Genomic DNA, 26,152 nt, shown 5'->3' with positions numbered 1-26,152 from the left:
GACTTGATAAAAGAACAAAAATAGAACATAAAGAGTGCATACACAAAACAAGGAGCCCGGTTTATGCCTGCATTTGCCCGCGACATCGCCTCTTTCGTTTCCATTGCGGCGTTCGTCGCGACCTTCTCGATCTGCCTGAACGCCTTATGAGGTCTCCCCGCGCGGCCGGGAATTGTTCCCTGGGGATCGCTCCCCGCATTGCTGGACGACAGGCCCTGCCGCTCGCATAGTGGGGCAGTGCCGTACCCGGGTTTCCGGCTCGGCACCGACTCCAATTTCGTCAGCATGGAAGCCGGATGTCCGACCACGACGCAACTCCACCTGAACTGATATCGCCCGGTTTCATCCACCTGCGGGTGCATTCGGCCTACTCGCTGCTTGAGGGAGCGCTTCCTCTCGCCAAGGTCATCGGGTTCGCCGAGACGAACGCCATGCCCGCTATCGGCGTGGCCGACACGGCGAACCTGTTCGGCGCATTGGAATTCGCGCAGAAGGCAGTCGGAGCCGGCATCCAGCCGATCGTGGGCTGTCAGCTCGACCTCGTTTTCGACGGCGAACTCGCCTCACCGAAGTCCGGCAATGCCAAGGCGCCCGCCGCGCAGTCCGGCGAGGCGGTGGTGCTGATCGCGGCGACGGAGGAAGGCTACGCCAACCTCGTCGAACTCGTAAGCCAGTCCTACCTGTCGTCCTCCGACGGCGCGCGGGCCCAGATCGTGCCCGGCTGGGTTCGCGAGCGGTCGGGGGGAATCATCTGCCTTACCGGTGGACCGCGCGGCCCGATCGGGCGGATGCTCGCCGACGGGCATGCGGGACTCGCTGAAAGAAGGCTGGAGCTTCTGAAATCGCTTTTTGGCGACCGCCTCTATGTCGAACTGCAGCGCCACAAGGGTTATAGCCGCATGGTCGAGCAGCAGGGCGTGGAACTGGCCTACCGGCACGAACTCCCGCTGGTCGCGACCAACGAGGCCTTCTTCCTGAAGCCGGAGGATTACGAGGCGCACGATGCACTGATCGCGATTGCCGAAGGCACGCTGATTTCCATAGATGACCGCCGCCAGTTGACACCCGATCACTGGCTGAAACCCGCTGCCGACATGGTGGCGTTGTTTGCCGATCTGCCGGAAGCGGTCGAAAACACGGTCGAGATCGCTCGCCGCTGTTCCTACTTCCCGCAAAATCGCAAGCCGATCCTGCCGCGCTTTGCCGCCGCCGCCAAGGATGCGACCCCCGATGAGGCGGTCGCCGCCGAAGCCGCAGAACTACGCCGTCAGGCGCGCGAGGGCCTCGACAAGCGTCTCGCCGAACAGGGCATGAGCGACGGATACGGGCGCGGCGACTACGACGAACGCCTTGAATACGAACTCGGCGTCATCGAGAGGATGCAGTTTCCGGGCTACTTCCTGATCGTCGCCGACTTCATCAAGTGGGCCAAGGCGCAGGATATCCCCGTCGGGCCGGGCCGCGGTTCTGGCGCAGGTTCGCTGGTCGCGTGGGCGCTGACGATCACCGACGTCGATCCGCTACGCTTTTCGCTGCTGTTCGAGCGCTTCCTGAACCCGGACCGGGTGTCGATGCCCGACTTCGATATCGACTTCTGCCAGGAACGCCGCGAGGAGGTGATCCGCTACGTGCAGGAGCGATACGGCCGCGAGCAGGTCGGCCAGATCATCACCTTCGGTACGCTGCAGGCGAGGGCTGTGCTGCGCGACGTCGGGCGGGTGCTGGAGATGCCCTATGGCCAGGTCGACAGGCTGTGCAAGCTAGTGCCGAACAACCCGGCCAATCCGACGCCCCTCGCCAAGGCCATCGAGGGCGAGCCGAAATTCGAGGAGGAAAAGCAGAAGGAGCCGATCGTCGGCAAGTTGCTCGATATGGCGCTGAAGCTGGAGGGCCTCTACCGCCACGCCTCCACCCACGCAGCCGGTATCGTAATCGGTGACCGGCCCTTGTCCCGGCTCGTGCCGATGTACCGCGATCCGCGCTCCGACATGCCGGTCACCCAGTTCAACATGAAGAAGGTGGAGGATGCCGGCCTCGTAAAGTTCGACTTCCTCGGGCTGAAAACGCTGACGGTCCTGAAAATGGCGGTCAATCTCGTCGCCAGAAAGGGCATCGGCATCGATCTGGCGACGATACCGCTGGACGACGCGCCGACCTACGAGATGATGTCGCGCGGCGAGGTCGTCGGCGTGTTCCAGGTGGAATCGGCGGGCATGCGCAAGGCGCTGATCGGCATGAAACCAGACCGCATCGAGGACATCATCGCCTTGGTTGCGCTCTATCGCCCCGGTCCGATGGAGAACATTCCGACCTACAACGCGCGCAAGCACGGCGATGAGGAGGTCGCCTCGATCCACCCCAAGATCGATCATCTGGTGAAGGAGACGCAGGGCGTCATCGTCTACCAGGAGCAGGTCATGCAGATCGCGCAGGAGCTGGCCGGCTACACGCTCGGACAGGCTGACCTGCTGCGCCGCGCCATGGGCAAGAAGATCCGTGCCGAGATGGAAAAGCAGCGCGGCATCTTCGTGGCCGGCGCGACGGAACGCGGCGTTTCCAAGCCGCAGGCCAACAACATCTTCGATCTGCTGGCTAAATTCGCCGATTACGGCTTCAACAAGTCGCACGCCGCCGCCTATGCGATCGTGTCCTACCAGACCGCCTACATGAAGGCGCATCATCCGGTCGAGTTCCTTGCAGCGTCGATGACCTACGACATGGCCAATGCCGACAAGCTCAACGACTTCCGGCGTGACGCCATCCGCCTCGGCATAGAGGTCAAGCCGCCGTCGGTGCAGACCTCGTATCGCGCCTTCGAGGTCGGCGAGAACGAGATCTTCTATGCGCTTGCGGCGATCAAGGGCGTCGGCGAGGCGGCGGTGGAACACATCGTCGAACGGCGCGGCGACAAACCGTTCGACAGCCTCGAGGATTTTGCCGGCCGCATCGATCCGCGCGTCGTCAACCGGCGCACCATGGAGGGACTGATCGCGGCCGGCGCGCTCGACTGCTTCGGCCACGACCGCGCCGCGCTCGTCGCCGGCCTCGACCGGATCATGGGCCTGTCCCAGCGCGCCGTCGAAACCGAGGAGAGCGGGCAGGGCGATATCTTCGGCGCGTCGAGCGCGGTCGAGCCCGAGCGGCTCTATCTCCCGGCGACCGAGCCGTGGACGATGCCGGAGAAGCTGATGCGGGAGTTTCAGGTGCTGGGTTTTTATTTCTCCGCCCATCCGCTCGACGAATACGGACCGACGCTGGAAAAGATGCGGGTGCAGCAATATGCGGACTTCGCGCTGGCCGTTAAGCGCGGCGCGACGGCCGGACGCCTTGCCGGCACCGTGGCGTCGAAACAGGTCCGCCGCACGCGGACCGGCAACAAGATGGGCATCTTCGTGCTGTCCGATGCCACCGGGCAGTTCGAGGTGGTCATGTTTTCCGAGACGCTGGCGCTCTACGAGGAGCGCATGGAGCCCGGCCAGTCGGTCGTGCTGACCGTTGCGGCCGAGAACCGCGAGGAGGGCATCAGCCTGCGCGCCAACACGGTGCAGCGGCTCGACGACGAGGCCAACAAGCAGAACCACGCGCTGCGGATATTCGTGCGGGATCATGTCCCCGCGAAGAGCATCGCCGCGCATCTTAAACGCAAGGGCGACAGCCCGGTCAGCCTGATCGTGATCAAGGAGGAAGGCGAGGGGGAGGTCGAGATCGCACTTCCCGATACCTACCAGATCTCCCCTCCTATCGCCGGCGCGATCAAGGCGATCGGCGGCGTGGTCGATGTGGAACTGGTTTAGGTCGAAAGAACGCCTTTAGGCCGATCGCGATTTTGCGATCGGTATCTGTGCGCCGTTTTGAGCGTGCTATTGTTGACCATCGTTTCTATCCTCCTCAAGCGCGGATTCAGACATGAACTTCACTCCGCGGCCCACCGTATCGGGTCCCCCTGTAAAGCCGGAAAAGAGGCGTGACTCGCTTGCCTCTGTCATTGCGAGCACGGATACCACTTGCTTGTCCTTCGATAACCACTGCATCCACACTGTAAAGCCCCAAACTTCGTTCCAGGGATGCGGGACGGTGATGTTGATCACTTCATCGAAGTCGCCGTCCCTTTGCTTAAACGACCGCGGTCGCACCTTCACGGGAACGAAGCTGGCAGCATCGAAATCGTAGCCTTCAAGTTCAGACGCTACCCGAGCCACTTGTTCCAGAAACGCCATGTCTACCACTCTCGGAGCGATGTTCCGGATGCCGTTGTAGACGATCGCACTTATCACGATCAGTGTGAAAAGGGCGGCAATGATCCTCGAAGGGCGCCGCCGGTGAACGTAAATCAAGGCAATGCCGGCAATGAGGAGCACAAGATTGATCAGGACTTCATGTGACTGCCCTCAAGGGGCGTATAGCCGCCGCGGAAAGACAATAGTGGCGCATTTCGACGGTTCGGGTCATTTATCCGCGTCGGGCACGGTTCGATTGCCCTCTGTTATAGTCCGTCTCTATCGAAATTCTGTCGAGGATAACACCGCAACGGCCCATGGAAAATGTCGCGATCAGGTTTTCGTATTTCATCTCTACCACGGAAACAGAAACGCCAATTATACGCTCCCAGATTGAGTTTCCATAACGAATGAAGTTGCAGCAATCCGGATACATTTCGAGAAATTCTTGGGGAGAGCGAGCGCTTGTGACCAGTCCGTAGCCGCTCCTTTCGACTTCGTCTTGAACTACAATTCGTATGTATTCGTCATGAGAAAGCCTCGTGAAATTCTTATATAATGGCGCATCTATATGCACTGCAAGCGCGATTATAAATAATAATACGTTCCACATATACTGCTATGCTAAATTTTCTAACGTCATGAGATCGGACCTCTTTTATGTAATCTAATTTAAATCTCTACTCAGAACTGCAATTTGTGAATTTCTCTCATTTCGCCCGCTGCGCCAATCCTGCATAGTTAGACCCAACTCCCTGGATGGATCGGCACTTGGCGCTACGGCGACAGCCCGGTCAGCCTGATCGTGATCAAGGAGGAAGGGGGGGGGCGTGATCATGATCCCCGGTACCACCGGATTTTCCCACCGATCGGCGTCAAGAAGCCTCCATGTCCATAGACCGCAGCAACAGCTCTGCATCGGCAAGCTGGTTTCGGTCCGCATAGGCATACCATAGGGAAATCACCTCAAGCGTGACCTCGGGGTTAAGCCATGGATTACTCATCGGATCACTCCAGGGCCGATTTTGTGAAGCAATTGAACAATAATTATCGTCTTTAAATTGCTTTCTGCACCCTCGTATAAGATATAACGCGTGGCTTGGGAAGCCGGAGCAACGCGCATCCATTGCTGCTTTTAAATATATTAAATTTATAGAAATATCGTCACTGGTAATATGTACATTGCTTTTAGTTACACTACGCAATTCCTCGATGGCTAGGCGGCGCCAATTTTTTATATTAGGAGTATTTCCAACTGTTACCGTACCACTTCGAATACCGATTACTATTCTATCGCCATTCGTGCATCGAATTGTTTCAAATAATACGCCAGGAGGAGTTCCTGTAACGCCTACACTTTTATACAAATCGACAGTCGCTCCATCATATGCTCTCTGAAAGTCTGACTTCCTTCTTTCATATCTAAAATTCAGGACTTCAATATTGTCTCCAAGCTTGATTCCGATAGAGCCAAGCAGACCGCTATCCGCTTTCCATTGCAGGCAGCTTGGGGAAGAGTGTACTTCAGCCTCAGCCTGGGGAGCATTCGTAAGAGTCAGCAAAAATACAGAGGTTAATAATCTCAAACTTGCGCACATATTTTAACCTAAGTTTCTGCTTGCAATTGCATTGTTCTGCCAGCGACACTCGCTGTTTTAGTGCCTGCCTTTTGCGCCGGCCGGCTTCTTCCGGATCCTGATCGCGCCGCCCTCCGGATCTTCGATCTCGAAGCCGCCGGTCTTGCGCACCAGATCGGAGAGTTTGCGGAAGCCGAATGTGCGCGGATCGAAATCGGACGACAGGTTCGCCAGCTGCTTTCCGACGGCACTGAGCGGCATCCAGCCGTCCTCGCTGTCGATCTGTTCCATGGCTTTCAGGATGATCGGCGTCGCCTTGCTGGGCGGCTCGCGTTTGGCCGACGTCCCGGAGCTTTGAGCGACGGCTTCCGGCAGCAGGTTCTCGGTATAGATGAAGCGGCGGCACGCCTGGCGCAGGCTTTCGGGCGTCTTCTGGTCGCCGAATCCGTACACGTCGAACCCCTGTTCGCGAATGCGCGAGGCAAGGCGGGTGAAGTCACTGTCGGAGGAAACAAGGCAGAAGCCGTCGAAGCGGCCGCTGTGCAACAGGTCCATCGCGTCGATCACGAGCGTGATGTCCGAGGCGTTCTTGCCCTTCGTGTAAGCGAATTGCTGCTGCGGTACGATCGCATGGCTGGCAAGCACGTTCTCCCAGCCTTTCATGCGCGAGCTGGAGAAGTCGCCATAGATGCGCCGCACGCTGGCTTCGCCGATCTTGGCGATCTCCTCGAACAGGCCATCCACGATTTTGGCGGAAATGTTGTCGGCGTCGATCAGGACGGCCAGTCGCGGCGCGCGGTCTTCCGGCATGGGCTACCTTTCCATGGAGGCGCGCGGGCAAAGAGTAGGCCCGCGTCGCTGATTCCATGGTCACCCTATCTTCGATTGCGCATTCAGGCGAGTTCGCTTACCGCGCCGCGGCTCCGCCAGACGATGAAGACGAACAGCAGCATGCCGGCGATCACGACAAAGGAGGAGCCGGCCGCCAGTCCCTCCGGTCCTCCGGTAATGGCAAGCGCGATCCCCGGCACCATCATCCAGAGGCCGATGCTCGACACCCAGAAATGAAAGTTGGCGAGGCGCGTCTGCGCGGCACCGGGTACGTTGTGATAATAGAGGCCGAACAGACCCATCGACGCCCAGCCGACGAGATTGAGATGGGCGTGCACCGGCGTCATCGCGTGATCGCCCGACGCAGCCATATAGATGCGGAGCGCCATGCCGATGAGCACGTACAGCGCCGCCGATATGAAGAACCTGAATGCTATTCCATGCATGACTTCCCCTTCCTTCCCCGTGGGCATTGGCATTAAGACGGTCGCCGGCATCCGGGCAGGATGCCGGCCTGGCGGGCGTCAGGCCCAGTCGGCGGGTCCCACGAATTCCAGTCCGTAGAGACCGGCCAGTTCGACCACCGCAGCCATGTCCTCGGGGATAGTGAGGTCTTGCTCCGCCGCCTTGATGAAAAACTCCTCGAACCCACCCGGCGTCAGGATCGCCAGATTGCGTCCCGGCCGGTCGCCAACCACCCTGAAGGTATGGGGCACTCCCCTCGGAAGGAAGACGGACCGGCCGGGTCCGGCCCGTTCGGTCTTGCCGTCGAGCCAAAATTCGTAATCGCCCTCGATGACGTGGATGACCTCGTCCTCGTTGTGATGAATATGGACGGGGGGCCCGTCGCCGGCCGGCACCCGACCCTCGAACACGCCGATCAGCCCGGCACTGTCGCCCTTGCTCACGGTGATCGTGTAATCGGTCCCCATCCACGAGACCGCGCGCGTCTTCTTCTTTTCCTGGACAATCGTCGTCATGTCGTTCTCCTGCAATCGAGGTTGCTTCTGGACTTTCGGACGCTGCAGCGCTTTCCTGACGTTAGGCGATAACGCGAAGGGGCGGAAATCGAATGATCGTATCGGGGATATTCACGCGATGAATTGGAGTTCCGTCGATCTCAATCTCCTTCGGGTATTCGACGCGATGATGATGGAACTTTCGACAGTGCGTGCGGGTGAACGCATCGGCCTCAGCCAGCCCGCCGTGAGCTCCGCCCTCGGCAGGCTGCGTCATCTGGTTGGTGACGAATTGTTCGTTCGCGAGGGCAACAGGATGGTGCCGACGTCTCGCGCGGTCGAATTGCAGGACCCGGTCCGAAACGCCCTGAGACAGATCGAGGCTGCGCTTTGCTCAGCATCGGCGTTCGATCCGGCCACTTCGGAGCGGGACTTTGTCATTCTCGGTTCCGATTATTTCTCGACGCTTCTGATGCCGCGCCTGGCGATGCGCCTGACGCGCGAGGCTCCGGCGGCAACCATCCAGATGCTGGATTACCCGTCGTCGAGCGTCATTCCGCTGCTGGTCGAAGGGAAGATAGACCTCGCGGTCGACCGCAACCTCGACGCTCCGGAGTGGATCGTTCGAGACACCCTGTTCTCGTCGTATATCCATTGTGTTGCCCGCAAAGGACATCCCGTCCTTGCAGCACGTGGCATCGCGCCCGGCGAACGGGTTCCGCCCGATATCTTCTGCGCGATACCCCAAGTACTGATGTCCATGGACGGCGGCAAGACGGGAACGATCGACCTGGAGTTGAAGGAGCGGGGGCTCCATCGCCGCGTGGCCATGACGGTACCGCATTTTCAGGCTGTCGCCCTGGCTACCGAATCGAGCGACCTGCTCGGCAATCTGCCGGTGCATTTCGCCCGTCAGGCGGCACAGTCACTCGATATCGAACTGTATCTTCCCCCCTTCGATCCTCCTGTCATCGGCGTCAGTATGTATTGGCACAGGCGCGTGGATCGCGATCCCGCCAACAGGTGGCTCCGGCGGCAGGTGGAACTGGCGCTGATGCTCGACGATGATCCGGTATTCGGCGACGTCGCGCCGCCACACGGGGCGGGTCGCGCGGCAGAATGACCGATTTCCTCCTCAATCCTCACAGGGGCTGCGGGCTCGCGACACTCCGCGAGTGGGACAGGAAGCCTGTGTCGAACGATAACGCGGCGGCAAGGCGCCTGTTTGCCCGATGCCCAGCCGCCCATGCAACGCCGCTGATATCCATGGATGTTCTTGCGCGCGATCTCGGCGTCGCCGGCCTTTCCGTCAAGGACGAGCGCGGCCGGATGGGGCTCGGCAGCTTCAAGGCGCTCGGAGCAGCCTATGCGATCGCCAAGTTGGCATTCGATAAGAACGGCGGGTCGGTGGAGAACATCGAGAATGCCCTGAAGGGGGTCACGTTCGTTTGCGCCAGTGCCGGCAATCACGGACTTTCGGTCGCCGCCGGAGCGCGCTTGTTCGGTGCCTCGGCGGTGGTCTTTCTTGCGGAAACCGTTCCCGAAGGGTTTGCAGACCGGCTCCGCGAGAAAGGCGCGCGGGTCGTGCGCGAGGGTGCCGGCTACGAAGCAGGCATGGCGGCTGCCCAAGCTTTTGCCGAAAAACAGGAAGGATATCTGCTCTCGGACAGCTCATGGCCGGACTATGTCGACCCGGCGAGAGACGTGATGGAAGGCTATCTCGTCATGGCAGCCGAGGCCGGCGAACAGATCGCTCAGCCTCCGACGCATGTCTTCCTTCAGGCGGGGGTCGGCGGGCTGGCCGCCGCCTGCACTGTGGCCGCTCGGGCGCTGTGGGGCGATGCACCGAAAATTGTCGTCGTCGAACCGGATCGAGCGGCGGCCTTGCTGGAGAGTATTCGGGCCTGCAAGCCGGTGCGTGCAAGAGGTCCAGAGTCGAACATGGGCCGTCTCGACTGCAAGGAACCGTCGCATCTTGCGCTCGCCTGTCTTGCCCGGGAGGCCGACGCCTTCATGACCGTAAGTGACGATGCCGCCTGCGAAACGGTGGCACTGCTGGCCCGCCATGGACTGGTCACATCGCCTTCCGGGGCAGGGGGGCTTGCAGGGCTGCATCATATGGGTGAGGCAGACGCGATCGGGCTCGACGAACGCTCGCATGTGCTCGCCTATGTGACCGAGGGCGCTGAAGGGTGACGACGCCCGACTTTCCGCAGGTTGAATACGAGGAGCGGTTGGAGCGCGTACAGGCAGCGATGCATGCCGCACGGGTGGACGCGCTGTTCTTCACCTCCGAAGCGGAAGTGCACTACTTTTCCGGCTTCCGCACGCTGTTTTGGCTCAGCCCCACTAGGCCGTGGTTTCTCATCGTTCCAAAACGGGGAAAGCCGATCGCGGTGATCCCCGAAATCGGCGCAGCGCTGATGCACGAGACATGGATCGATGACATCCGCACGTGGAATTCGCCCGATCCCGTCGACGACGGCAACTCCCTGCTCGCTTCGTTGCTGACCGGTTATCCGCGGGTCGGCGCGATGATGGGCCGCGAAACGTCGCTACGCATGCCGCTTGCCGATTTCGAGGCCCTCCGTCGCCGATTGTCGGCATGTGAATTCGTCGATGTCACGGCGATGGTGCAGAAGCTGCGCATGGTGAAGTCGCCCGACGAGATCGCGAAGATAAAGTCCATCTGCGCCATCGCCTCGCGATCTTTCGAGGCCGCGCCCGCGCTCTTCTCCGCGGGGCAGTCCCTGAAGGAGGTGTTTCGCTCCTTCAGGATTTCGCTGCTGGAGAATGGCGCAGACGACGTGCCCTATCTCGTTGGTGGCGCCGGACAGGGAGGATATTCCGGCGTGATCTCCCCGCCTACCGAAAGGCCGCTCATGGACGGAGACATCCTTATGCTCGACACCGGCGCGACGCTTGGGGGATATTATTGCGATTTCGACCGGAATTTTGCCATTGGCCACGCTCCGGTGGCCAGCCGCAAGGCCTACAGCACTCTGTCTCGTGCCACGGATGCGGCGCTGGCGATTGCCCGGCCGGGAGTTCGATGCAGCGAATTGTTCCGGGTCATGGCCGGCGAGATCGGCGCCGGCGGCTCCGATACGGCAGGGGTCGGACGTTTCGGGCACGGTCTCGGCATGCAGTTGACCGAGCCGCCCTCGCTCGCGCCCTTCGATGATACGATCCTGGCGGCCGGGATGGTCATAACGCTCGAGCCGGGCATTGAGGTCGCGGAGGGACGCATGATGGTGCAGGAGGAAAATATCGTCATTCGCGATGGTGCGCCGGAACTGCTGTCATGGCGTGCGCCCGCGGAGCTGCCCGTCATTGGGGCGGCGTCATGAAACTTGGCTATCACCTCGACCGGGAGGCCGCGCCGAACGGCGTTTTCGGCGTCGTCGTGCTGCAAAGCGACGAGACGCTGGAGCGGGAGCTTTCGCCGCTGTTCGCCGCGGACGGCGCTGCGCTCCACCACACCCGCATTCCTTTTGCCGACGCGGTTAACCCCGAGACCTTGCGGCAGATGAGACGGGATCTGCCGTCCGCCGTCGCGCTCTTCCCGTCCGAAACGCCATTCGACGTGATCGCGTATGGATGCACGTCCGGCGCGACGATGATCGGTAGCGCGGAGGTTGAGGCCGCCATCCACTCAATCAAACCGGACGCAAAAGTGACCAACCCTGTCGCCGCTGTCCTAGCAGCCTGCGAGAAACTTGGAGCGCGCAGGCTCGGCTTCCTCACGCCGTATCTTCCGCCAGTGTCGCGCGCAATGCGGGAATTGCTGGAGGGACATGGGCTGGAGGTCACCGCGTTTGGTTCTTTCGAGCAGGAGAGCGACCGAGCTGTCGCCCGGATATCGCGCGCGTCCGTTATCGATGCCATCCGCGAGATCGACGCCAGGGGTCAGGTGGACGCGGTGTTTGCATCGTGCACGAATCTGCGCACGTTCGGGCTGATTTCCGAAGCCGAAGCAGCGATCGGAAAACCCTTGATCACCAGCAACCAGGCGCTCGCCTGGCACATGTTTTCGCTGGCCGGGTTGGCCCTGCCGTCGAACGGTCCCGGGCGGCTGTTTCGCGTATGAGCGCTTGTCGTCAGTTTTCCTGATCGCGTTGCGGCTTTCCGCGGCTGCCGGTGCCGAACGTATAGCCGGTCTCGAGCGCCTTGGTCCCGAACTTCGCGCGCACGGCGTCCATTGCTTCCTCGGCCTTTGCCCGGCGTGTCGCGCCGGTGTCGACAAGGTCCATCGGATCGGCCATCGCATCGCTGGCCAGGTCGGACACCCCGACGCCCAGAAGCCGGTATTTCGTGCCGTCCAGTTCGTGATCGAGCATCGGCGCCGCCACCCGGAAGATCCTGTCGGCAAGTTGCGTCCGGTCCGGCAACTGCCGGTTGCGCGTCCGGATGCGGAATTCCGTGTCTTTCAGCTTGAGAACGACCGTGCGGCCAGCGGTGTCCGACGCCTTGAGCCGGTTGGCCACCTTTTCCGAAAGCGTCCGCAGGATAGGCAACAATTCGGCGGCCGTGCCGTAGTCGTGATTGAAGGTCGTCTCCGCGGACACGCTTTTGGCCTCGTGGTCGATATGCACGGCGCGCTCATCTTCGCCGCGCGACAACCGGAAAAGGCGCTTTCCCATCATGCCATACCGTCGCATCAGGGTGTTTTCATCCATCTGCTGCAACTGTCCGATCGTGCGGATTCCGTCGCTTTCGAGAGTTGCCGCGAATGCCTTGCCCACCCCCCAGATCAGGGTGACAGGCTGGTCACGGAGGAAGGTTAGCGCTTCGGCCCTGCCGATGACCGAGAAGCCGCGAGGCTTTTCGAAGTCCGAGGCCACCTTGGCGAGGAACTTGCAGTAGGAAAGCCCCACCGAAACGGTGATGCCGATCTCGCGCTCGACGGCCGTGGCGAAGCGCGCGAGTACGCGCGCCGGGGTGTCCTTGTGCAGTCTTTCCGTTCCGGTCAGATCGAGAAACGCCTCGTCGATCGACAGCGGTTCTACGAGCGGCGTCAGCGCTCGCATCATGTCGCGCACCTCGCGCCCCACCCGTGCGTATTTCTCCATTTCCGGCTTCACGACCACTGCCTCGGGGCACGCCTTCAGCGCCTTGAACATCGGCATTGCCGAGCGCACGCCGTTGATCCGCGCGATGTAACAGCAGGTCGAGACAACGCCGCGTCTGCCGCCGCCCACGATCACCGGCCTGTCGCGAAGGTCAGGATTGTCCCGCTTCTCGACTGACGCATAGAAGGCGTCGCAATCGATATGCGCGATTGGGAGCGCTTCAAGTTCGGCGTGGCGCACCAGACGCGGACTTCCGCATTGCAGGCAGCGGCGCTCGCCCGCTGTTGCCGGTGTCATGCAGTCTCGGCAAAATCCGGTTGTTTCGGCCATTTTGACCTGCGGTGGTTGGAGCGGGAACATAGCACGAACGGATATTCGCCGAAACGATGCCACCACGATCATCAACAAGATGAGGCGTAATCGGCAACGGGTGAGCAGCTTGCAGGTTTGGATTAGCGCAGTCCGGCGGTGTTCGCCAGAAAGGTCGAAATCTCAGTTCTGGCCTGCGGCCAGTCTTTCACCGACTTCACGCCATCAGGCAGGGGCGGCAAATGCCGCCGCAGCGGCTCATATGCCATCATGTGGAGCGCCAGCGTGGCGGGAGCAGCCTCTAGAATGCTGAGATGATTTGCAGGCAAATCGTCAAGAAAGGCGACCGGCCGATCCGGGTGGGTTTGAAGCAGGACAGCAAGAGCCTGGCCCTTGGCGTCTTCGGTGGCGATCATCGGCTGGGTAAGGCCGTGCGCATCGAGAAGTCCGCGGCGACGGGCGTGATGGCGCGGGGGCATTGCCGTCAGGAAAACGACCTCGGCGCCATGTTCGGCTTCTAGGGACTGCAAGCTTGCGCGGGCCTCCGAGACAGGGGTTTGCCAGCCGTCATGCTCGGCGAAAAAGTCGTTCAGAAATCGAGAAATATTCTTTTTTTCAACGGGATGACCGGTGTTTTTAACATAAATATTGCCGGTGAGGTGAAATGAATCGCTGCGGAATTCGTGTTCGCGGCTTTCAAGAAAGCGAATGAACGGCGCGACGAACTCAAGGACCACCTCGTCGACGTCGCAGACGATCAGCGGCGATTTCGATCGCGCTAGCGCTTCGATGCGCCGAATCTCTTCCGCCGTCATGTCAAAAGCCACGCATCTTCGTCGCCGGAGCCGAGGCTGCGCCGCGCTTTCTGAACCTGTGCAGGCGCTATGCCACTGTCCTCGCAAAATGCGGTCAGGGTGGGTTCGTGGGCGAGCACGAAATCCAGCACGCCGGCAAGAAAGCCTGGTTCGCTGGCCGCTTCGCGTATCTGCGCGGCCTCGATTCCTGTCAGGGCCAGAAACCGGCCGAGCATGTCCGGGCTTTTGGCAATCCATCCCAGGGCGGCGACCGCAACCGCGTCTGGTGCCGTTTCGTCTGGGGTGTTGCGCGGGGACATGGCTTGTTCTCTCTTTGGCAAGGAAATGACGTTATAGCGATGGATGTTGGCAGATTCGACAGGGCAGGGCAGAACGACCTGCGCGGACCGCAACCGCTGGTGAGGAAAGACAGATGGCGAAGACCGTGATGATCGTGGAAGACAACGAGCTCAACATGAAGCTCTTTCGCGATCTCATCGAGGCAAGCGGTTACGAGACGGTGCGTACCCGAAACGGGCTAGAGGCGCTTGATTTGGCGCGTGCGCACCGCCCTGATCTCATTCTCATGGACATCCAATTGCCTGAGGTGTCGGGGCTAGAAATCACCAAATGGCTGAAAGAAGACGACGAATTGCACGCAATTCCGGTCATCGCCGTAACCGCCTTTGCCATGAAGGGCGATGAGGAACGAATCCGCCAAGGTGGATGTGAGGGGTACATGTCGAAACCGATCTCGGTTCCTAAATTTATAGAAACCATTCGCTCTTACCTTGGCGATGCATAAACTCGTGAAACGGGACGCCATCCCATGACCGCGCGCATATTGGTCGTCGACGACATCGAGGCGAATCGCAGTCTGCTGCAAACCCGCCTCACGGCTGAGTATTTCGACGTTCTGACGGCCGAAAATGGCCAGCAGGCGCTTGACCGGTGCGCCGAGACATCGGTCGATCTCGTTCTTTTGGACATCATGATGCCGGGAATCGATGGCTTTGAGGTTTGCGCGCGGCTCAAGGCCAATGCCGCAACGAGCCACATTCCGGTGGTCATTGTTACCGCGCTGGACGAGATGGCCGACCGGGTGCGCGGTCTCGAGGCGGGCGCCGACGATTTCCTGACCAAGCCGGTCAACGAGATGCAATTGTTGACGAGGGTGCGCAGCCTCTTGCGCCTGAAGATGTTGACGGACGAGCTACGTCTCCGCGCCGTCACGGCGCGCGATATCGGCTTGGAGGAATTATTCAGGTCGGGCGGCGAAAACGCGTTCGACCGGCCGCAGGTGCTTGTCATCGACGATCGCAAGGCGTCGTTCGATAAGCTCGCCACGACCCTCCGGAGTCACGTCGCGCTTAGCCATGCAGACGCTCCGCAGAAGGGCGTTCTGCAGGCGGCAGAAGGTAATTATGATTGCATCTTCGTGGCCGCGAAATTCGCAAATTTCGATTCGCTGCGCGTCTGCTCGCAATTGCGCTCGCTGGACCGCACCCGCTTTGCGCCGATCATCCTCGTCGCCGACGCCGAGGACGAGACGTTGATCGGTCGGGCGCTCGATCTGGGCGTCAACGACTACATTGTCCGGCCTGTCGACCCGAATGAACTCATCGCCCGGTTGCGCACGCAGGTGCGCCGCAAGCGTTACCACGACGGCCTGCGTGACGACGTCGCCGCGTCCATCGAAATGGCTGTGACCGATGGTCTGACGGGGCTGCATAACCGCCGGTATCTCGACACCCATCTCGAGACTCTGGTCGCGCGCGCGGAGAGCCGCGGGAAACAGCTTTCGCTGCTCATCACCGATCTTGACCGCTTCAAGGCGATCAACGACGCCCACGGCCATGACGCCGGCGACGACGTGCTGCGCGAATTTGCGCGGCGGCTGCGCATCAACGTGCGCGGAATGGACCTCGCCTGCCGGTATGGCGGCGAGGAATTCGTCATCGTCATGCCCGACACGCCGCCCGACGTGGCCGAGGAAGTCGCCGAACGCCTGCGTACGCAGATCGAGGCGGACAGATTTCGCATCGGCAATGGCGAGCAGATGATCGATTTGACCATAAGCGTCGGGGTAACGAGTCTGCGTCACGCCCAAGGCCAAGATGGAAAGACGTTGCTCAAACGCGCCGACGAGGCGCTTTACGAGGCGAAATCCGCCGGTCGCAACCGGGTTGTAAGCAAGGCGGCTTGAGTGGGTTTTTCCAGACTTTATTTGGCGCAAATATTTCTACGTCAAAAATCGTCATGTAATTGACTGGCGTCAAGGAACCAACATCTTTCACGTGTATTGATATGGCACAGGAGGCCGGACATGGGCTCTGTGCCCGGAAACCGTCTCGCTGTCACGCCACCACGCGCTCACGTGAGAGAGGGAGTACCGCATCATGCGCATCGCGCTCGTCACCCCGCTTATGGAAGATGTTCCACCCAGAGGTTACGGGGGCACAGAAAGGGCGGTCGGGTCGCTCGCGAATTCGTTGACCTGGGACTCCCATGACGTAACGGTCTTTGCGACAGCGGGAAGCCAGGTGGATGCGAAACTCGTGGCGTGTCGTGACCGGCCGCTCCTGACTGACAACCGGTTGGCCGATCCGATCGCTGAGCAACTCACCATGCTGCGTCAGGTCCGCGAACGCGAGGCGGAATTTGATATCATACATTTCCACATGGATACGTTGCAGTTTCCGCTCTTCAATTCGATCTCGCACAAATGCCTGACCACGTTTCACGGACGGCTTGATCTGATCGGCCTCCCTGCCTTCTATCGCGCCTATCGTAATTTTCCGGTCGTCTCTATTTCGGACAGACAGCGCGAGCCGCTGCCATGGCTCAACTGGCAGGCGACGATCCACCATGGTTATGCGCTCGACCAGTACCGGGCGATCCCGCGCACGAATAACGGCGAGGGGTATTTGGCTTTTCTGGGACGGATCAGTCCCGAGAAAGGGATTCTGGAAGCCATCGAAATCGCGCTGCGTTCCGGTCGGAAATTGAAGATTGCCGCGCGTGTCAATCGTTTCGACCAACAGTACTGGCATGAGGAGGTCCTGCCTCGGATTGATGGCGACCGGATCGAGTATGTCGGCGAGATCAACGATGCGGAGAAATCGGCCTTCCTCAGCGGTGCGGATGCTCTTCTGTTTCCTATTTCCTGGCCAGAACCGTTCGGGCTCGTCATGATCGAAGCGATGGCCTGCGGAACACCTGTGATCGCCTTCCGTCACGGTGCAGTCCCCGAGGTGCTGGAGGATGGAGTGACAGGTCGGATCGTGAATAGCGCGGATGAGGCTGCAGCGGCGGTTCCCTCCTGCTGTTCGCTGGACCGGGCGCGTATTCGCTCACGTTTCGAGACCCGATTTTCCGATGAAAGAATGAAAGACGACTACGTCAGGGTGTACCGCAAGTTGGCGCGCTCGGAGCGGTCGGCATTGCCGCGATACTTGACGCCTAACGTACGCAAAGTGGAAAAGGGCATGGCGGCGATTACGGCGTCTCTTGCAACCACCCGGAGGCAGACGTCCATCGAGAAGCCGGCGGACCCGAAGCGATCAGTTGAGAATTGAGCGAAATAGAACAGATGACGAGAGGGCTCTCCGAGGAGAGCTTCGATAATCCGCAAGACGATCTCGCGGAGCAGGCGTTTGCACCCAACGAGTTCGGTCCGGATACACGGGGCGAATTTGAGGTGCTGAAAGACGGTGACCTGTTCGCCGTGTTCGCAACGAATGGGGACATGAACGGGCCCCTCGGCGGCCGCGCCGAACTCTATTCGAAGGATGGCCTCTTCTTTCGCGACACGCGCGTGCTCTCGCGGTTCGTACTCAGCATAAACGACACTTCTCTCGTGCCCATGGCCGTGAGCGGGGACGACGATGGCGTTTTGCTTCGTTGCGACCTTGCCAATGCCCGCTTGATTGACACCCGCGGACGCGAGATCAAGCCCTATGAAATCCATATCAGCCGGGAACGCTTCCTCAGCGACGCCATGTACGAGCGCGTGGAGATCGCGAATTACGGAACGGTCGAGGCCGATCTGGACGTGGTCCTGGATTGCTACTCCGACTTTCGCGACATCTTCGAGATACGTGGCACGCGGCGGAGAATATTCGGCACGAACCTGCCACCAGAGCGCCATGAGAACGGGGTGGTTTTTTCCTATGAGACCACCGACGGGCACTGTCTGACTACGGATATTTCCTTTGATCGCCCCGTTAAAATGATGGGGAGCCGCGCTCATTTCGACGTACGGTTACCTCCCGGCGGGTCCGCTGCGCTGCAATGCATCGTGCGGGCCTGCGAGGAAAGGGAAGCTTCGGAGCAGCATGACGACGTTGCGTGCCATGGCTCCTGCGACCTTGATCGACCGCCCCGGGAAAGAGCGACTGCGCTCGCCGGTGCGCGCGCCCGATTTGCGGATCGAGCCACCCGAATGCGGGAAATTTCCTCCGACCGGCCTGAATTCGACGCCTGGCTTTGGCGCTCGGCCTCGGACCTGACGATGTTGACAGCGGAATTGCCGACCGGCCCCTATCCTCACGCCGGTGTGCCGTGGTTCTCCGTTCCGTTTGGACGTGATGGACTGATCGCCGCGTTGCAGACGCTTTGGATCGATTCAACGCTAGCCGCAGGTGTGCTCGCATTTCTGGCTGAGAGCCAAGCGAAGGAAATGTCGGTCTTCCGCGATTCCGAACCCGGAAAGATCCTTCATGAAACACGGGGGGGCGCGATGGCGCGCACCGGCGAGGTTCCCTTCGAGCGCTATTACGGCGGAATTGACCAGACGCTGCTCTTCGTCGTTCTCGCTGGAGCCTACTACCGCCGCACTGCCGATATCGAGTTGATACGGCGGCTGGCGCCCGCCATCGATGCAGCGCTCGAATGGGCGCACAACTATGGCGACCGGGATGGTGACGGATTCGTCGAGTACGAGCGGGCCTCCGAAAGCGGGCTCCGCAACCAGGGTTGGAAAGACTCGGAAGATTCGATTTTCCATGCGGATGGCACGCTTGGCGAAGGCGCAATCGCATTGATCGAGGTCCAGGCTTATCTGTATGCCGCGCTGCGGGCCGGCGCGGATATCGCGGAGGCCCTGAAGAATCCGAAAAGGGGCACCGCGCTTCGCGCTAGGGCCGATGATCTGCGGGAACGCATCGATTCGGCGTTCTGGGACGATGAACTTTGCAGCTACTGTATCGGCCTAGACGGAAAGAAGAAGCCAATTCGGGTGAACACCTCGAATGCGGGACACGTCCTCTTCGCCGGCGCAGCGTTGCCTCACCGCAACAAAGTTCTTGCGCAGACCTTGCTGAAACCCGACATCTTCACCGGATGGGGCGTGCGCACGGTGGCGGCCGGAGCGGCCCGGTTCAATCCGATGGGATACCACAACGGAAGCATATGGCCGCACGACAACAGCCTGATCGCCGCCGGGCTGGCGCGAAACGGTTTTCACAACGAAGCCTGTCGTGTTTCGGAGGCGCTGTTCCACGCCGCGCGGGAATTCCCTGAATACCGGTTGCCGGAACTATGGTGCGGTTTCGACCGGAGCAGCTACGGCCAACCGGTAGCCTATCCGTCAGCCTGCTCCCCGCAGGCTTGGGCGGCCGGCGCTGCGTTTCTCTGCCTCGAGGCCTGCCTCGGATTGACGCTGGACGCCCTGACGATGACCGTGACAGTCCGGAACCCTGTCCTGCCACCCGGGGTGGACGAACTGACCTTGACCGACATCCATCTGCGCGGACACCCGGTCACCCTGAAATTTTGCCGGACCGGCGAGATGTCCGCTGGCGTCGAGGTGCTGGAGGCGCCGCCAAACATTCGCGTCGTCACCGACATCGAATAAGGCGCGCAGAAGAGCATGTGACGGCAACAAAAAACCGCCGGTCTTGCGAGCGGCGGTTGGTCGTGATCGCGATAGGGAAGCCTTACTTGATCTTGGCTTCCTTGAACTCGACATGCTTCTTGGCGATCGGATCGTATTTGGTTTTCACCATCTTTTCGGTGAACGTGCGGCTGTTCTTCTTGGTGACGTAGAAGTAGCCCGTGTCCGCGGTGGACAGCAATTTGATCTTGATCGTCGTGGCCTTTGCCATGGTCCTGTACCTGTAATTTCGAGAAAGCAAGCCGTAACCGGGCCTTCGCAAGACCGTCGGCGAATTTTGCCGGAACCTACGGATTGCGCGTCAAAAGTCAAGCGGCGATCCAACGGAGTTTGTCTTCGGCCGCTCCGTGTCCCTTCCGTTACTCCATCACCCGGTGAAATCGTCCGTAGCGGTAGAATGTACACGGTATTTCGGCATCCCGCGTCAGGTCCGGGTCGCTGGCCAGCCGTTTGGTGACGGTTTCGAGCATTATCGTTGTTATCGGGTGCACGGGAAGGTCCGTGACTTCGGGGAGCGGCACCCAGCACACGTCCTCGATCTCGTCCTCGGCGTTGGTGTGGAGGCCGCCGGGATTGGCGACCGACGAGCGCTTGGCGGCGAAAAAGCGCGTATTGAAGCGGCGAACCTGGCCGGGCGGCGTGATGGCGCGCGCCACATAACGCAATGCTGACAGGTCGGGGGCAACGCCGGCATCACCGAATGCCGTCCAGTCCGCCCCGGATGCAACGCTGCCATGCGAGTCGTCGGGCGCAGCAATCATGAGACCGGTCTCCTCCCACGTCTCGCGAATTGCGGACAGTGCGATAGCCTCTGCCTTGCTGCGCGTTCCCCGCGCGCCGAAACTGCGGGTCAGGCGCACCAGATCGCTCTCTTGAAGGTTTCCCGTCCGCGGCGCGGCGTGATCAGAACGGTCGGTCCGCCCACCTGGAAAGACGTAAAGCCCCGGCATGAAGGCCAGCTTGCGGCTGCGCCGTCCCATCAGTACCGCGGGCACGTCTCCCTCGAGATCCAACAACAGAAGCGTCGCCGCATTCTTGGGTCTGACTGTTGGCGCGCTGCCGATCTTGATGTCCGGCTGCTTATCCATGCGTCTCGAAAGCGTCGTTGTCTTCGCCGCCGAAGCCGTGCATCCGGTTTGCCCATTGCAACCCGATCACTGCACCCTTGATCGGCTGCATCAGCGCGAGCGACATGGTGACCAGAACCGTTCCCCAGATCGTGACATGCGCCCAGCCGGGCAGGTCGACAGCCGCTTCGACCATCATGAACGCGCCGACAACCACATGCCCTACGATGACGATATTGAGATAGGCTGGAAGGTCGTCCGCGCGATGATGATGCATTTTCTCACTGCAGACCGCGCATTCGTGGACAGCTTTCACAAAGCGGGCAAAGAGTTTTCCTTCACCGCAATTCGGGCAACGTCCGCAAAAGCCACGCAGCATCGACTGAAAAAGCGGCCGTTTCGCGCGGGCCGTCTGACCGTCGCTTGAATAGATGATTTGGCTCATCGTCTGCGTCCTGCTTTTGGCCGTCCGCGGCTCTGTCCGGGCCGTTTCCCCTTCATCGCGCCGCGTCCGGCGCGGGCGCCCTTGCGGGACTTGTGGTACGACCGGTTGGAACTTTCAAGCTTGCGCGGCTCGGTTTCCATTTCGAAACGCATCGAGCCGGCGAGGGGCAGCACTTCGACGATCTTGATCGTTACGGCATCGCCCAACCGATAGCCGGTACCCGAGCGCTCGCCGACCATGGCGTGTAGACCCTCATCGTGACGGAAATATTCGTCCCCAAGCGTCGAGGCGGGCACAAAACCGTCGGCGCCGTATGCGGGCAGGGCCACGAACAATCCGGCCGAGGAGAGACCTGCAACGCGACCGTCGAACGACTGGCCAATGCTGTCGGCCAGATGCAGCGCGATTAGCCGGTCTACTGTTTGCCGTTCTGCGGCGACCGCCCGCCGTTCCGCGATCGATATCGAACCGGCGATCTCGCGCAGCTGATCAAGCGTGATGTCCGGCAAGCCGTCCTTGCCGTCGCCAAGACCGAGTGCGCGGATCAGCGCCCGGTGAACGATCAGATCGGCGTAGCGTCGGATCGGCGAGGTGAAATGGGCGTAGCGGAGCAGATTCAGCCCGAAATGGCCGTAATTTTCGGGCGCGTATTCGGCCTGCGCCTGGCTGCGCAGGATGACCTCGTTCACCAGCGCGGCGTGATCGGTATCCTTGACGCGGTCGAGAATGGTGTTGAAGGCCGACGGCCGCAGTTGCGCGCCTTGCGCGAGTGGAATCTCGATGGTCTTCAGAAACTCGCGCAGCGCCTCTTCCTTCGCCATCGAGGGCGAGTCATGGACACGGTAGACGAGTAGCTGTTCTTTGCTTTCCAGGGTCTCGGCGGCGGCGACGTTCGCCTGGATCATGCATTCTTCGATCAGCTTGTGCGCATCCAGCCGATCCGGGACGGTGATGCGGTCGACCAGCCCCTCGCTGTTGAGGATGATCTTGCGCTCCGGCAGGTCCAGTTCAAGCGGCCCGCGCGCATGGCGGCCCTTTTTCAGGCAGGCATAGGCCGCCCAGAGTGGCTTGAGGATGGGTTCGAGTAGCGGGCCCGACTTGTCGTCCGGAGCGCCGTCTATGGCGGCTTGCGCCTGATTGTAGGAGAGCTTTGCCGCCGAGCGCATGACGATTCGGTGGAAGCTGTGGCTGCGCTTGTGACCGTCCGCGCCAAAGACCATGCGCACGGCAAGGGCAGGGCGGTCCTCGCCCTCGCGCAGCGAGCACAAATCGTTCGAGATGCGCTCCGGCAGCATTGGCACCACCCGGTCAGGGAAATAGACCGAGTTGCCGCGTTTAAGCGCCTCGCGGTCGAGCGCTGAGCCGGGCCTGACGTAATGTGCGACGTCGGCGATCGCGACGGTCAGAACATGCCCGCCGGCATTGCCGACGTCGGGGTCGGGTTCTGCGTGCACGGCGTCGTCGTGGTCCTTTGCATCGGAGGGGTCGATCGTGATCAGCGGCAGCTTTCGCCAGTCCTCGCGCTTGCCGCCGGGCTTAACCGGTTCCGCCTTTTCTGCTTCCGTCATAACTTCCTGGGGGAAGACGTGCGGAATTCCGTTGGCGTGAATGGCGATCATCGAGACCGCCTTTTCGGAGGCGAACGACCCGATGCGTTGGGTGACCGTCGCGCGGGGCAGGCCATACCGCCCGGTGCGCGTGACATCGACCTCCACGAGATCGCCGACGCGCGCATCCGCGAGTTGGTCCTTGTCGATAATCAGTTCGCTTTGCTTGCGATCCACCGGCTCCAGCCGGTAGCCGCCGTCATCCATGCGGCGAACGACGCCGAGGACTCCGGTGCGCCGGGCCTCCAGCTTCTTGATCACCCGCGCGACATGAACGCCGTCACCGCTGTCCGGCGGCGAGATGCGGGCCAGCACCCGGTCGCCGACGCCCGCGGAAACCTGGCGTTGCTTGTTGTGCCGGGGCACGCGTGTCGCGATCAGCGGCGGCGGGCCGTTTTCGGCCTCGTTCCATTCCAGCGGTCTGGCGAGCAGGCCGCCGTCCGCGTCGCGGCCGGTGATCGTGAGTACCATGACCTTGGGAAGCGCGCCGGCGGCGACCAGGCGTTTTCCCCGCCGCTGGAACACGCCTTCCTCTTCCAACTCCTTGAACAGGGGCTTCAGTGCGAGCCGGTCCTCACCCTTCAGGTTGAAGGCCTTTGCGACATCGCGCTTGGTCGAACGGTCGGGATTTTCGAGGATGAAGCCGACGATCTCGTCGCGCGACGGCAGCTTTGCCGTACGCTCCTTGGGCTGCGGCTTCGGATCGCCTTTTCGTCTAGCCATCTTGGGTGGCGGCTTTTTTCTTCGCCGGAGCCTTTTTCTTCGCCGTGGTTTTCTTGGCAGCCGGCTTTTTCGCCGCTGCCTTTTTCGCCTTCGCTGCGCCGACCTTCTTGCCGGTTTTCGCGGCCCGCTCGGCGATGAGGCGCACGGCGTCTTCCAGCGTTATCGACATCGGTTCGGTGTTTTTTGGTAGCGTGGCGTTGATCTTGCCGTGATTGACATAGGGTCCGTAGCGGCCGTCGCGGACCGTAACCGGGCCGCCAGCTTCCGGATGCTCACCCAATTCCTTCAATGCGGCTGCAGCCGCACCGCGGCCGCGTCCCGGCCCCTTGGCGGCCTTTTCGGCCAGTACCGCCACCGCGCGGTTGAGGCCAATCGAGAAGACGTCCTCGATGCTCTCGATATTTGCATACATTCCGTCGTGCAGAATGAAGGGCCCGTAGCGGCCAAGGCCGGCGGAGATCATCTTGCCGCTCTCGGGGTGCGGCCCGACATCGCGCGGCAGGGACAGCAGCGCCAACGCCTTTTCGTGATCGATATCCTCGACCTTCCAGCCCTTGGGGAGGCTCGAACGCTTGGCTCCCTTGCCCTCGCCACGCTGAACGTATGGGCCGAAGCGGCCTGATCGAAGCGTGATATCCTCCTCCGTGTAGGGGTCCTTGCCGAGCACCTTGGGCCCATCGGCAAGCTCGGCTTCCTTGCCCTTGGGGCCATCCTCTCCGAGTTGGCGCGTGTAACCGCATTCCGGATAGTTCGAGCAACCGACGAACGAGCCGTAGCGACCGAGCTTCAGGCTGAGATTACCAGTCCCGCATTTGGGACAGATCCGCGGATCGGACCCGTCCTCCCGCGTCGGAAACACGAGTGGCTCGAGCTGTTCGTTGAGCGCGTCGAGAACGTTGGTGATCCGCAGTTCCTTGGTCTCGTCCACATGGGCCGAGAATTCCTTCCAGAAATCGCGCAGTACATCCTTCCATGCGAGTTTTCCGGCGGAAATGTCGTCGAGCTTTTCTTCCAGCGATGCCGTGAAATCGTACTCGACATAACGCTCGAAAAAGCCCTCCAGAAATGCAGTGACCAGCCGCCCTTTTGCTTCTGGGATGAGTTTCTTGCCGTCGAGCCTGACGTATTCGCGGTCGCGCAACGTCGTCAGCGTTGCCGAGTAGGTGGACGGCCGGCCGATGCCGAGTTCCTCCATCCGTTTGATAAGGGAAGCTTCGGAAAAGCGCGGCGGTGGTTCGGTAAAGTGCTGGGTCGCCTCGATCTTCTCCCGCGTCGGTTCCTCGCCGTTCTGCATCGCCGGCAGTCGGTTGGCGTCGTCATCGTCATCGCTGTCCGTCTTCATGTCGTCGCGGTGTTCGGTGTAGGCCGCGATGAAGCCGTCGAATTTGATTACCGAGCCCGTGGCCCGCAGCGTAGCGCTCGCCGAACCGTCCGTTGCGGCGATCTCCACCGTCGTCCGCTCGATCTGGGCGGACGCCATCTGGCTGGCGATGCCCCGTTTCCAGATCAGCTCGTAGAGCTTCACCTGGTCGCTATCGAGCGCGCCGCGCACCTTCGACGGTGAACGGGTAAAATCGGTTGGGCGAATGGCTTCGTGCGCTTCCTGAGCGTTCTTCGCCTTGGTCGAATAGAAGCGCGGCTTTTCCGGCACGTAATCGGCGCCGAATTCCTTGTCGATCGCGTCCCGGGCAGCGTTGATAGCCTCGGTCGCCATCTGAACGCCGTCGGTCCGCATGTAGGTGATCAGGCCGACGGTCTCGCCGCCGACATCGATGCCCTCATAGAGTCGCTGCGCGACCTGCATGGTACGGGCAGGCGCAAAGCCGAGCTTCGCCGACGCGGCCTGCTGCAACGTGGACGTGGTGAAGGGCGGAGCGGGGTTGCGTTTCTGCGGTTTCGCCTCGACAGAATCGACCTGAAACGATGCCGATTCCAGCATCGACTTGATGCGGCCAGCCTGCTCGCCGTCGCGGACATCCATTTTAGTGATCCGCTTGCCATCGAAACCGTTCAGCCGGGCGACGAAGGGCTCGCCGGACCGTGTCTTCAGATGCGCCGCGATCTGCCAGTATTCTTCGGGCGTGAACCGCTCGATCTCGCCTTCGCGGTCGCAAACGAGTCGCAGGGCCACCGATTGCACGCGGCCTGCAGACCGCGCACCGGGAAGTTTGCGCCAAAGCACCGGAGACAGCGTGAACCCGACAAGGTAGTCGAGTGCGCGGCGCGCCAGATAGGCGTCCACCAAAGGAGTGTCGATGTCGCGCGGCTGCGCCATCGCTTCGGTAACGGCCTTTTTCGTGATGGCGTTGAAGACGACCCGCTTGACCGGCTTGTCCTTCAGCGCCTTCCTCTTGTTGAGCACTTCCAGCACATGCCAGGAAATCGCTTCGCCTTCGCGATCCGGGTCGGTCGCCAGGATCAGCGAGTCTGCCGATTTCATCGCTGTCGCGATCTCGTTCAGACGCTTGCTGGATGCAGTGTCGACTGACCAAGACATGGCGAAATCCTCGTCCGGCCGAACCGAACCGTCCTTGGCCGGCAGGTCTCGCACGTGACCGAAGGAGGCCAGAACCTTGAAGCCGGACCCGAGATACTTGTTGATGGTTTTCGCCTTTGCGGGCGATTCTACGACAACGACATCCATGACTTGCTGCT

The 26,152-nt window shown here is 61.1% G+C and carries 22 protein-coding genes; 9 read left to right on the top strand and 13 right to left on the bottom strand.

Annotation, left to right across the window (positions count from 1 at the left end):
- Positions 1-296 precede the first annotated feature (296 nt).
- Positions 297-3,794, top strand: a complete 3,498-nt coding sequence (gene dnaE / locus LC298_RS05005; protein ID WP_131568502.1) for a DNA polymerase III subunit alpha — start codon at positions 297-299, stop codon at positions 3,792-3,794.
- Positions 3,795-3,860: 66 nt separating this feature from the next.
- Here dnaE and LC298_RS05000 read toward each other — a convergent pair whose 3' ends face one another.
- The 5 genes from LC298_RS05000 to LC298_RS04980 all read right to left on the bottom strand — a co-directional run bounded on the left by LC298_RS05000 (position 3,861) and on the right by LC298_RS04980 (position 7,605).
- A complete protein-coding gene (locus LC298_RS05000; RefSeq protein ID WP_131568504.1) occupies positions 3,861-4,217 on the bottom strand; it encodes a hypothetical protein in 357 nt (118 codons plus the stop codon).
- Between the two features lie 875 nt (positions 4,218-5,092).
- Complete coding sequence (locus LC298_RS04995) at positions 5,093-5,815, bottom strand: hypothetical protein (protein ID WP_131568506.1); 723 nt, start codon at positions 5,813-5,815, stop codon at positions 5,093-5,095.
- Between the two features lie 57 nt (positions 5,816-5,872).
- On the bottom strand, positions 5,873-6,604 hold the full coding sequence (locus LC298_RS04990; protein WP_131568508.1) for an NYN domain-containing protein: 732 nt from the start codon (positions 6,602-6,604) through the stop codon (positions 5,873-5,875).
- 83 nt (positions 6,605-6,687) lie between these two features.
- Positions 6,688-7,071, bottom strand: a complete 384-nt coding sequence (locus tag LC298_RS04985) for a hypothetical protein (protein ID WP_131568510.1) — start codon at positions 7,069-7,071, stop codon at positions 6,688-6,690.
- A gap of 78 nt (positions 7,072-7,149) precedes the next feature.
- Positions 7,150-7,605 (bottom strand): cupin domain-containing protein, encoded by a 456-nt coding sequence (locus LC298_RS04980; protein WP_223385553.1) that lies wholly within the window; start codon positions 7,603-7,605, stop codon positions 7,150-7,152.
- Between the two features lie 118 nt (positions 7,606-7,723).
- Here LC298_RS04980 and LC298_RS04975 point away from each other — a divergent pair, with 118 nt between their 5' ends.
- From LC298_RS04975 to LC298_RS04960, 4 genes are read left to right on the top strand one after another with little or no spacing between them, the layout of a single operon-like run.
- Entirely contained in the window at positions 7,724-8,707 is a 984-nt protein-coding gene (locus LC298_RS04975) for a LysR family transcriptional regulator (protein ID WP_131568512.1), read from the top strand.
- On the top strand, positions 8,704-9,780 hold the full coding sequence (locus tag LC298_RS04970) for a pyridoxal-phosphate dependent enzyme (RefSeq protein WP_131568514.1): 1,077 nt from the start codon (positions 8,704-8,706) through the stop codon (positions 9,778-9,780). The genes LC298_RS04975 and LC298_RS04970 overlap by 4 nt, the downstream gene beginning before the upstream one ends.
- On the top strand, positions 9,777-10,934 hold the full coding sequence (locus LC298_RS04965) for a M24 family metallopeptidase (RefSeq protein ID WP_131568516.1): 1,158 nt from the start codon (positions 9,777-9,779) through the stop codon (positions 10,932-10,934). The genes LC298_RS04970 and LC298_RS04965 overlap by 4 nt, the downstream gene beginning before the upstream one ends.
- Complete coding sequence (locus LC298_RS04960; RefSeq protein ID WP_131568518.1) at positions 10,931-11,674, top strand: maleate cis-trans isomerase family protein; 744 nt, start codon at positions 10,931-10,933, stop codon at positions 11,672-11,674. Before LC298_RS04965 ends, LC298_RS04960 begins: the two co-directional genes overlap by 4 nt.
- Before the next feature lie 10 nt (positions 11,675-11,684).
- Here LC298_RS04960 and LC298_RS04955 read toward each other — a convergent pair whose 3' ends face one another.
- The 3 genes from LC298_RS04955 to LC298_RS04945 all read right to left on the bottom strand — a co-directional run bounded on the left by LC298_RS04955 (position 11,685) and on the right by LC298_RS04945 (position 14,079).
- On the bottom strand, positions 11,685-12,986 hold the full coding sequence (locus LC298_RS04955; RefSeq protein WP_131568520.1) for a DNA polymerase IV: 1,302 nt from the start codon (positions 12,984-12,986) through the stop codon (positions 11,685-11,687).
- 122 nt (positions 12,987-13,108) lie between these two features.
- Positions 13,109-13,792, bottom strand: a complete 684-nt coding sequence (locus LC298_RS04950; RefSeq protein WP_131568522.1) for a hypothetical protein — start codon at positions 13,790-13,792, stop codon at positions 13,109-13,111.
- A complete protein-coding gene (locus LC298_RS04945) occupies positions 13,777-14,079 on the bottom strand; it encodes a DUF3572 domain-containing protein (RefSeq protein ID WP_131568524.1) in 303 nt (100 codons plus the stop codon). The genes LC298_RS04950 and LC298_RS04945 overlap by 16 nt, the downstream gene beginning before the upstream one ends.
- Positions 14,080-14,207: 128 nt before the next feature.
- Here LC298_RS04945 and LC298_RS04940 point away from each other — a divergent pair, with 128 nt between their 5' ends.
- The 4 genes from LC298_RS04940 (at position 14,208) to LC298_RS04925 (ending at position 19,616) form a co-directional block, all read left to right on the top strand.
- Positions 14,208-14,564 carry a response regulator gene (locus LC298_RS04940; protein WP_317851175.1) on the top strand — a complete coding sequence of 119 codons (357 nt, stop codon included), beginning with the start codon at positions 14,208-14,210 and terminating at the stop codon, positions 14,562-14,564.
- Between the two features lie 24 nt (positions 14,565-14,588).
- A complete protein-coding gene (locus tag LC298_RS04935) occupies positions 14,589-15,965 on the top strand; it encodes a PleD family two-component system response regulator (RefSeq protein ID WP_131568528.1) in 1,377 nt (458 codons plus the stop codon).
- 193 nt (positions 15,966-16,158) lie between these two features.
- The gene (locus LC298_RS04930; protein ID WP_131568530.1) at positions 16,159-17,337 is read left to right on the top strand and encodes a glycosyltransferase family 4 protein; all 1,179 of its coding nucleotides are present in this window, start codon (positions 16,159-16,161) and stop codon (positions 17,335-17,337) included.
- Between the two features lie 14 nt (positions 17,338-17,351).
- Positions 17,352-19,616 (top strand): amylo-alpha-1,6-glucosidase, encoded by a 2,265-nt coding sequence (locus LC298_RS04925; protein ID WP_131568532.1) that lies wholly within the window; start codon positions 17,352-17,354, stop codon positions 19,614-19,616.
- Positions 19,617-19,698: 82 nt separating this feature from the next.
- Here the strand turns inward: LC298_RS04925 and rpmG are convergent, their stop codons facing one another.
- The 5 genes from rpmG to topA all read right to left on the bottom strand — a co-directional run bounded on the left by rpmG (position 19,699) and on the right by topA (position 26,141).
- Positions 19,699-19,866 (bottom strand): 50S ribosomal protein L33, encoded by a 168-nt coding sequence (gene rpmG, locus LC298_RS04920; RefSeq protein WP_131568534.1) that lies wholly within the window; start codon positions 19,864-19,866, stop codon positions 19,699-19,701.
- A 148-nt stretch (positions 19,867-20,014) separates the two neighbouring features.
- Positions 20,015-20,743: an NUDIX hydrolase gene (locus LC298_RS04915; protein WP_131568536.1), complete on the bottom strand. Its 729-nt coding sequence runs from the start codon at positions 20,741-20,743 to the stop codon at positions 20,015-20,017.
- On the bottom strand, positions 20,736-21,167 hold the full coding sequence (locus LC298_RS04910) for a DUF983 domain-containing protein (protein WP_131568538.1): 432 nt from the start codon (positions 21,165-21,167) through the stop codon (positions 20,736-20,738). The genes LC298_RS04915 and LC298_RS04910 overlap by 8 nt, the downstream gene beginning before the upstream one ends.
- Positions 21,164-23,497, bottom strand: coding sequence for a ribonuclease R (rnr, locus tag LC298_RS04905; protein WP_131568540.1), 2,334 nt, complete (start codon positions 23,495-23,497; stop codon positions 21,164-21,166). Before rnr ends, LC298_RS04910 begins: the two co-directional genes overlap by 4 nt.
- On the bottom strand, positions 23,490-26,141 hold the full coding sequence (gene topA / locus LC298_RS04900) for a type I DNA topoisomerase (RefSeq protein WP_131568542.1): 2,652 nt from the start codon (positions 26,139-26,141) through the stop codon (positions 23,490-23,492). Before topA ends, rnr begins: the two co-directional genes overlap by 8 nt.
- Positions 26,142-26,152: the final 11 nt, after the last annotated feature.

Origin of the sequence: Oricola cellulosilytica, assembly GCF_019966575.1 — a bacterium.
GTDB classification, from domain to species: Bacteria; Pseudomonadota; Alphaproteobacteria; order Rhizobiales; family Rhizobiaceae; genus Oricola; species Oricola cellulosilytica.
Note: the sequence above shows the minus strand (reverse complement) of the source record. Positions and strands in the feature narration are given on the sequence as shown.

Bases quoted from the DNA above. Each gene is read 5' to 3' on its own strand.
- rnr (WP_131568540.1), bottom strand. From the start codon at position 23,497: ATGGCTAGACGAAAAGGCGATCCGAAGCCGCAGCCCAAGGAGCGTACG.
- LC298_RS04940 (WP_317851175.1), top strand. From the start codon at position 14,208: ATGATCGTGGAAGACAACGAGCTCAACATGAAGCTCTTTCGCGATCTC.
- LC298_RS04925 (WP_131568532.1), top strand. From the start codon at position 17,352: ATGACGAGAGGGCTCTCCGAGGAGAGCTTCGATAATCCGCAAGACGAT.
- LC298_RS04995 (WP_131568506.1), bottom strand. From the start codon at position 5,815: ATGTGCGCAAGTTTGAGATTATTAACCTCTGTATTTTTGCTGACTCTT.
- LC298_RS04910 (WP_131568538.1), bottom strand. From the start codon at position 21,167: ATGAGCCAAATCATCTATTCAAGCGACGGTCAGACGGCCCGCGCGAAA.
- LC298_RS04975 (WP_131568512.1), top strand. From the start codon at position 7,724: ATGAATTGGAGTTCCGTCGATCTCAATCTCCTTCGGGTATTCGACGCG.
- LC298_RS04955 (WP_131568520.1), bottom strand. From the start codon at position 12,986: ATGGCCGAAACAACCGGATTTTGCCGAGACTGCATGACACCGGCAACA.
- LC298_RS04915 (WP_131568536.1), bottom strand. From the start codon at position 20,743: ATGGATAAGCAGCCGGACATCAAGATCGGCAGCGCGCCAACAGTCAGA.
- LC298_RS04990 (WP_131568508.1), bottom strand. From the start codon at position 6,604: ATGCCGGAAGACCGCGCGCCGCGACTGGCCGTCCTGATCGACGCCGAC.
- LC298_RS05000 (WP_131568504.1), bottom strand. From the start codon at position 4,217: ATGGCGTTTCTGGAACAAGTGGCTCGGGTAGCGTCTGAACTTGAAGGC.
- LC298_RS04935 (WP_131568528.1), top strand. From the start codon at position 14,589: ATGACCGCGCGCATATTGGTCGTCGACGACATCGAGGCGAATCGCAGT.
- dnaE (WP_131568502.1), top strand. From the start codon at position 297: ATGTCCGACCACGACGCAACTCCACCTGAACTGATATCGCCCGGTTTC.
- LC298_RS04985 (WP_131568510.1), bottom strand. From the start codon at position 7,071: ATGCATGGAATAGCATTCAGGTTCTTCATATCGGCGGCGCTGTACGTG.
- rpmG (WP_131568534.1), bottom strand. From the start codon at position 19,866: ATGGCAAAGGCCACGACGATCAAGATCAAATTGCTGTCCACCGCGGAC.
- LC298_RS04980 (WP_223385553.1), bottom strand. From the start codon at position 7,605: ATGACGACGATTGTCCAGGAAAAGAAGAAGACGCGCGCGGTCTCGTGG.
- LC298_RS04945 (WP_131568524.1), bottom strand. From the start codon at position 14,079: ATGTCCCCGCGCAACACCCCAGACGAAACGGCACCAGACGCGGTTGCG.
- LC298_RS04930 (WP_131568530.1), top strand. From the start codon at position 16,159: ATGCGCATCGCGCTCGTCACCCCGCTTATGGAAGATGTTCCACCCAGA.
- LC298_RS04970 (WP_131568514.1), top strand. From the start codon at position 8,704: ATGACCGATTTCCTCCTCAATCCTCACAGGGGCTGCGGGCTCGCGACA.
- topA (WP_131568542.1), bottom strand. From the start codon at position 26,141: ATGGATGTCGTTGTCGTAGAATCGCCCGCAAAGGCGAAAACCATCAAC.
- LC298_RS04960 (WP_131568518.1), top strand. From the start codon at position 10,931: ATGAAACTTGGCTATCACCTCGACCGGGAGGCCGCGCCGAACGGCGTT.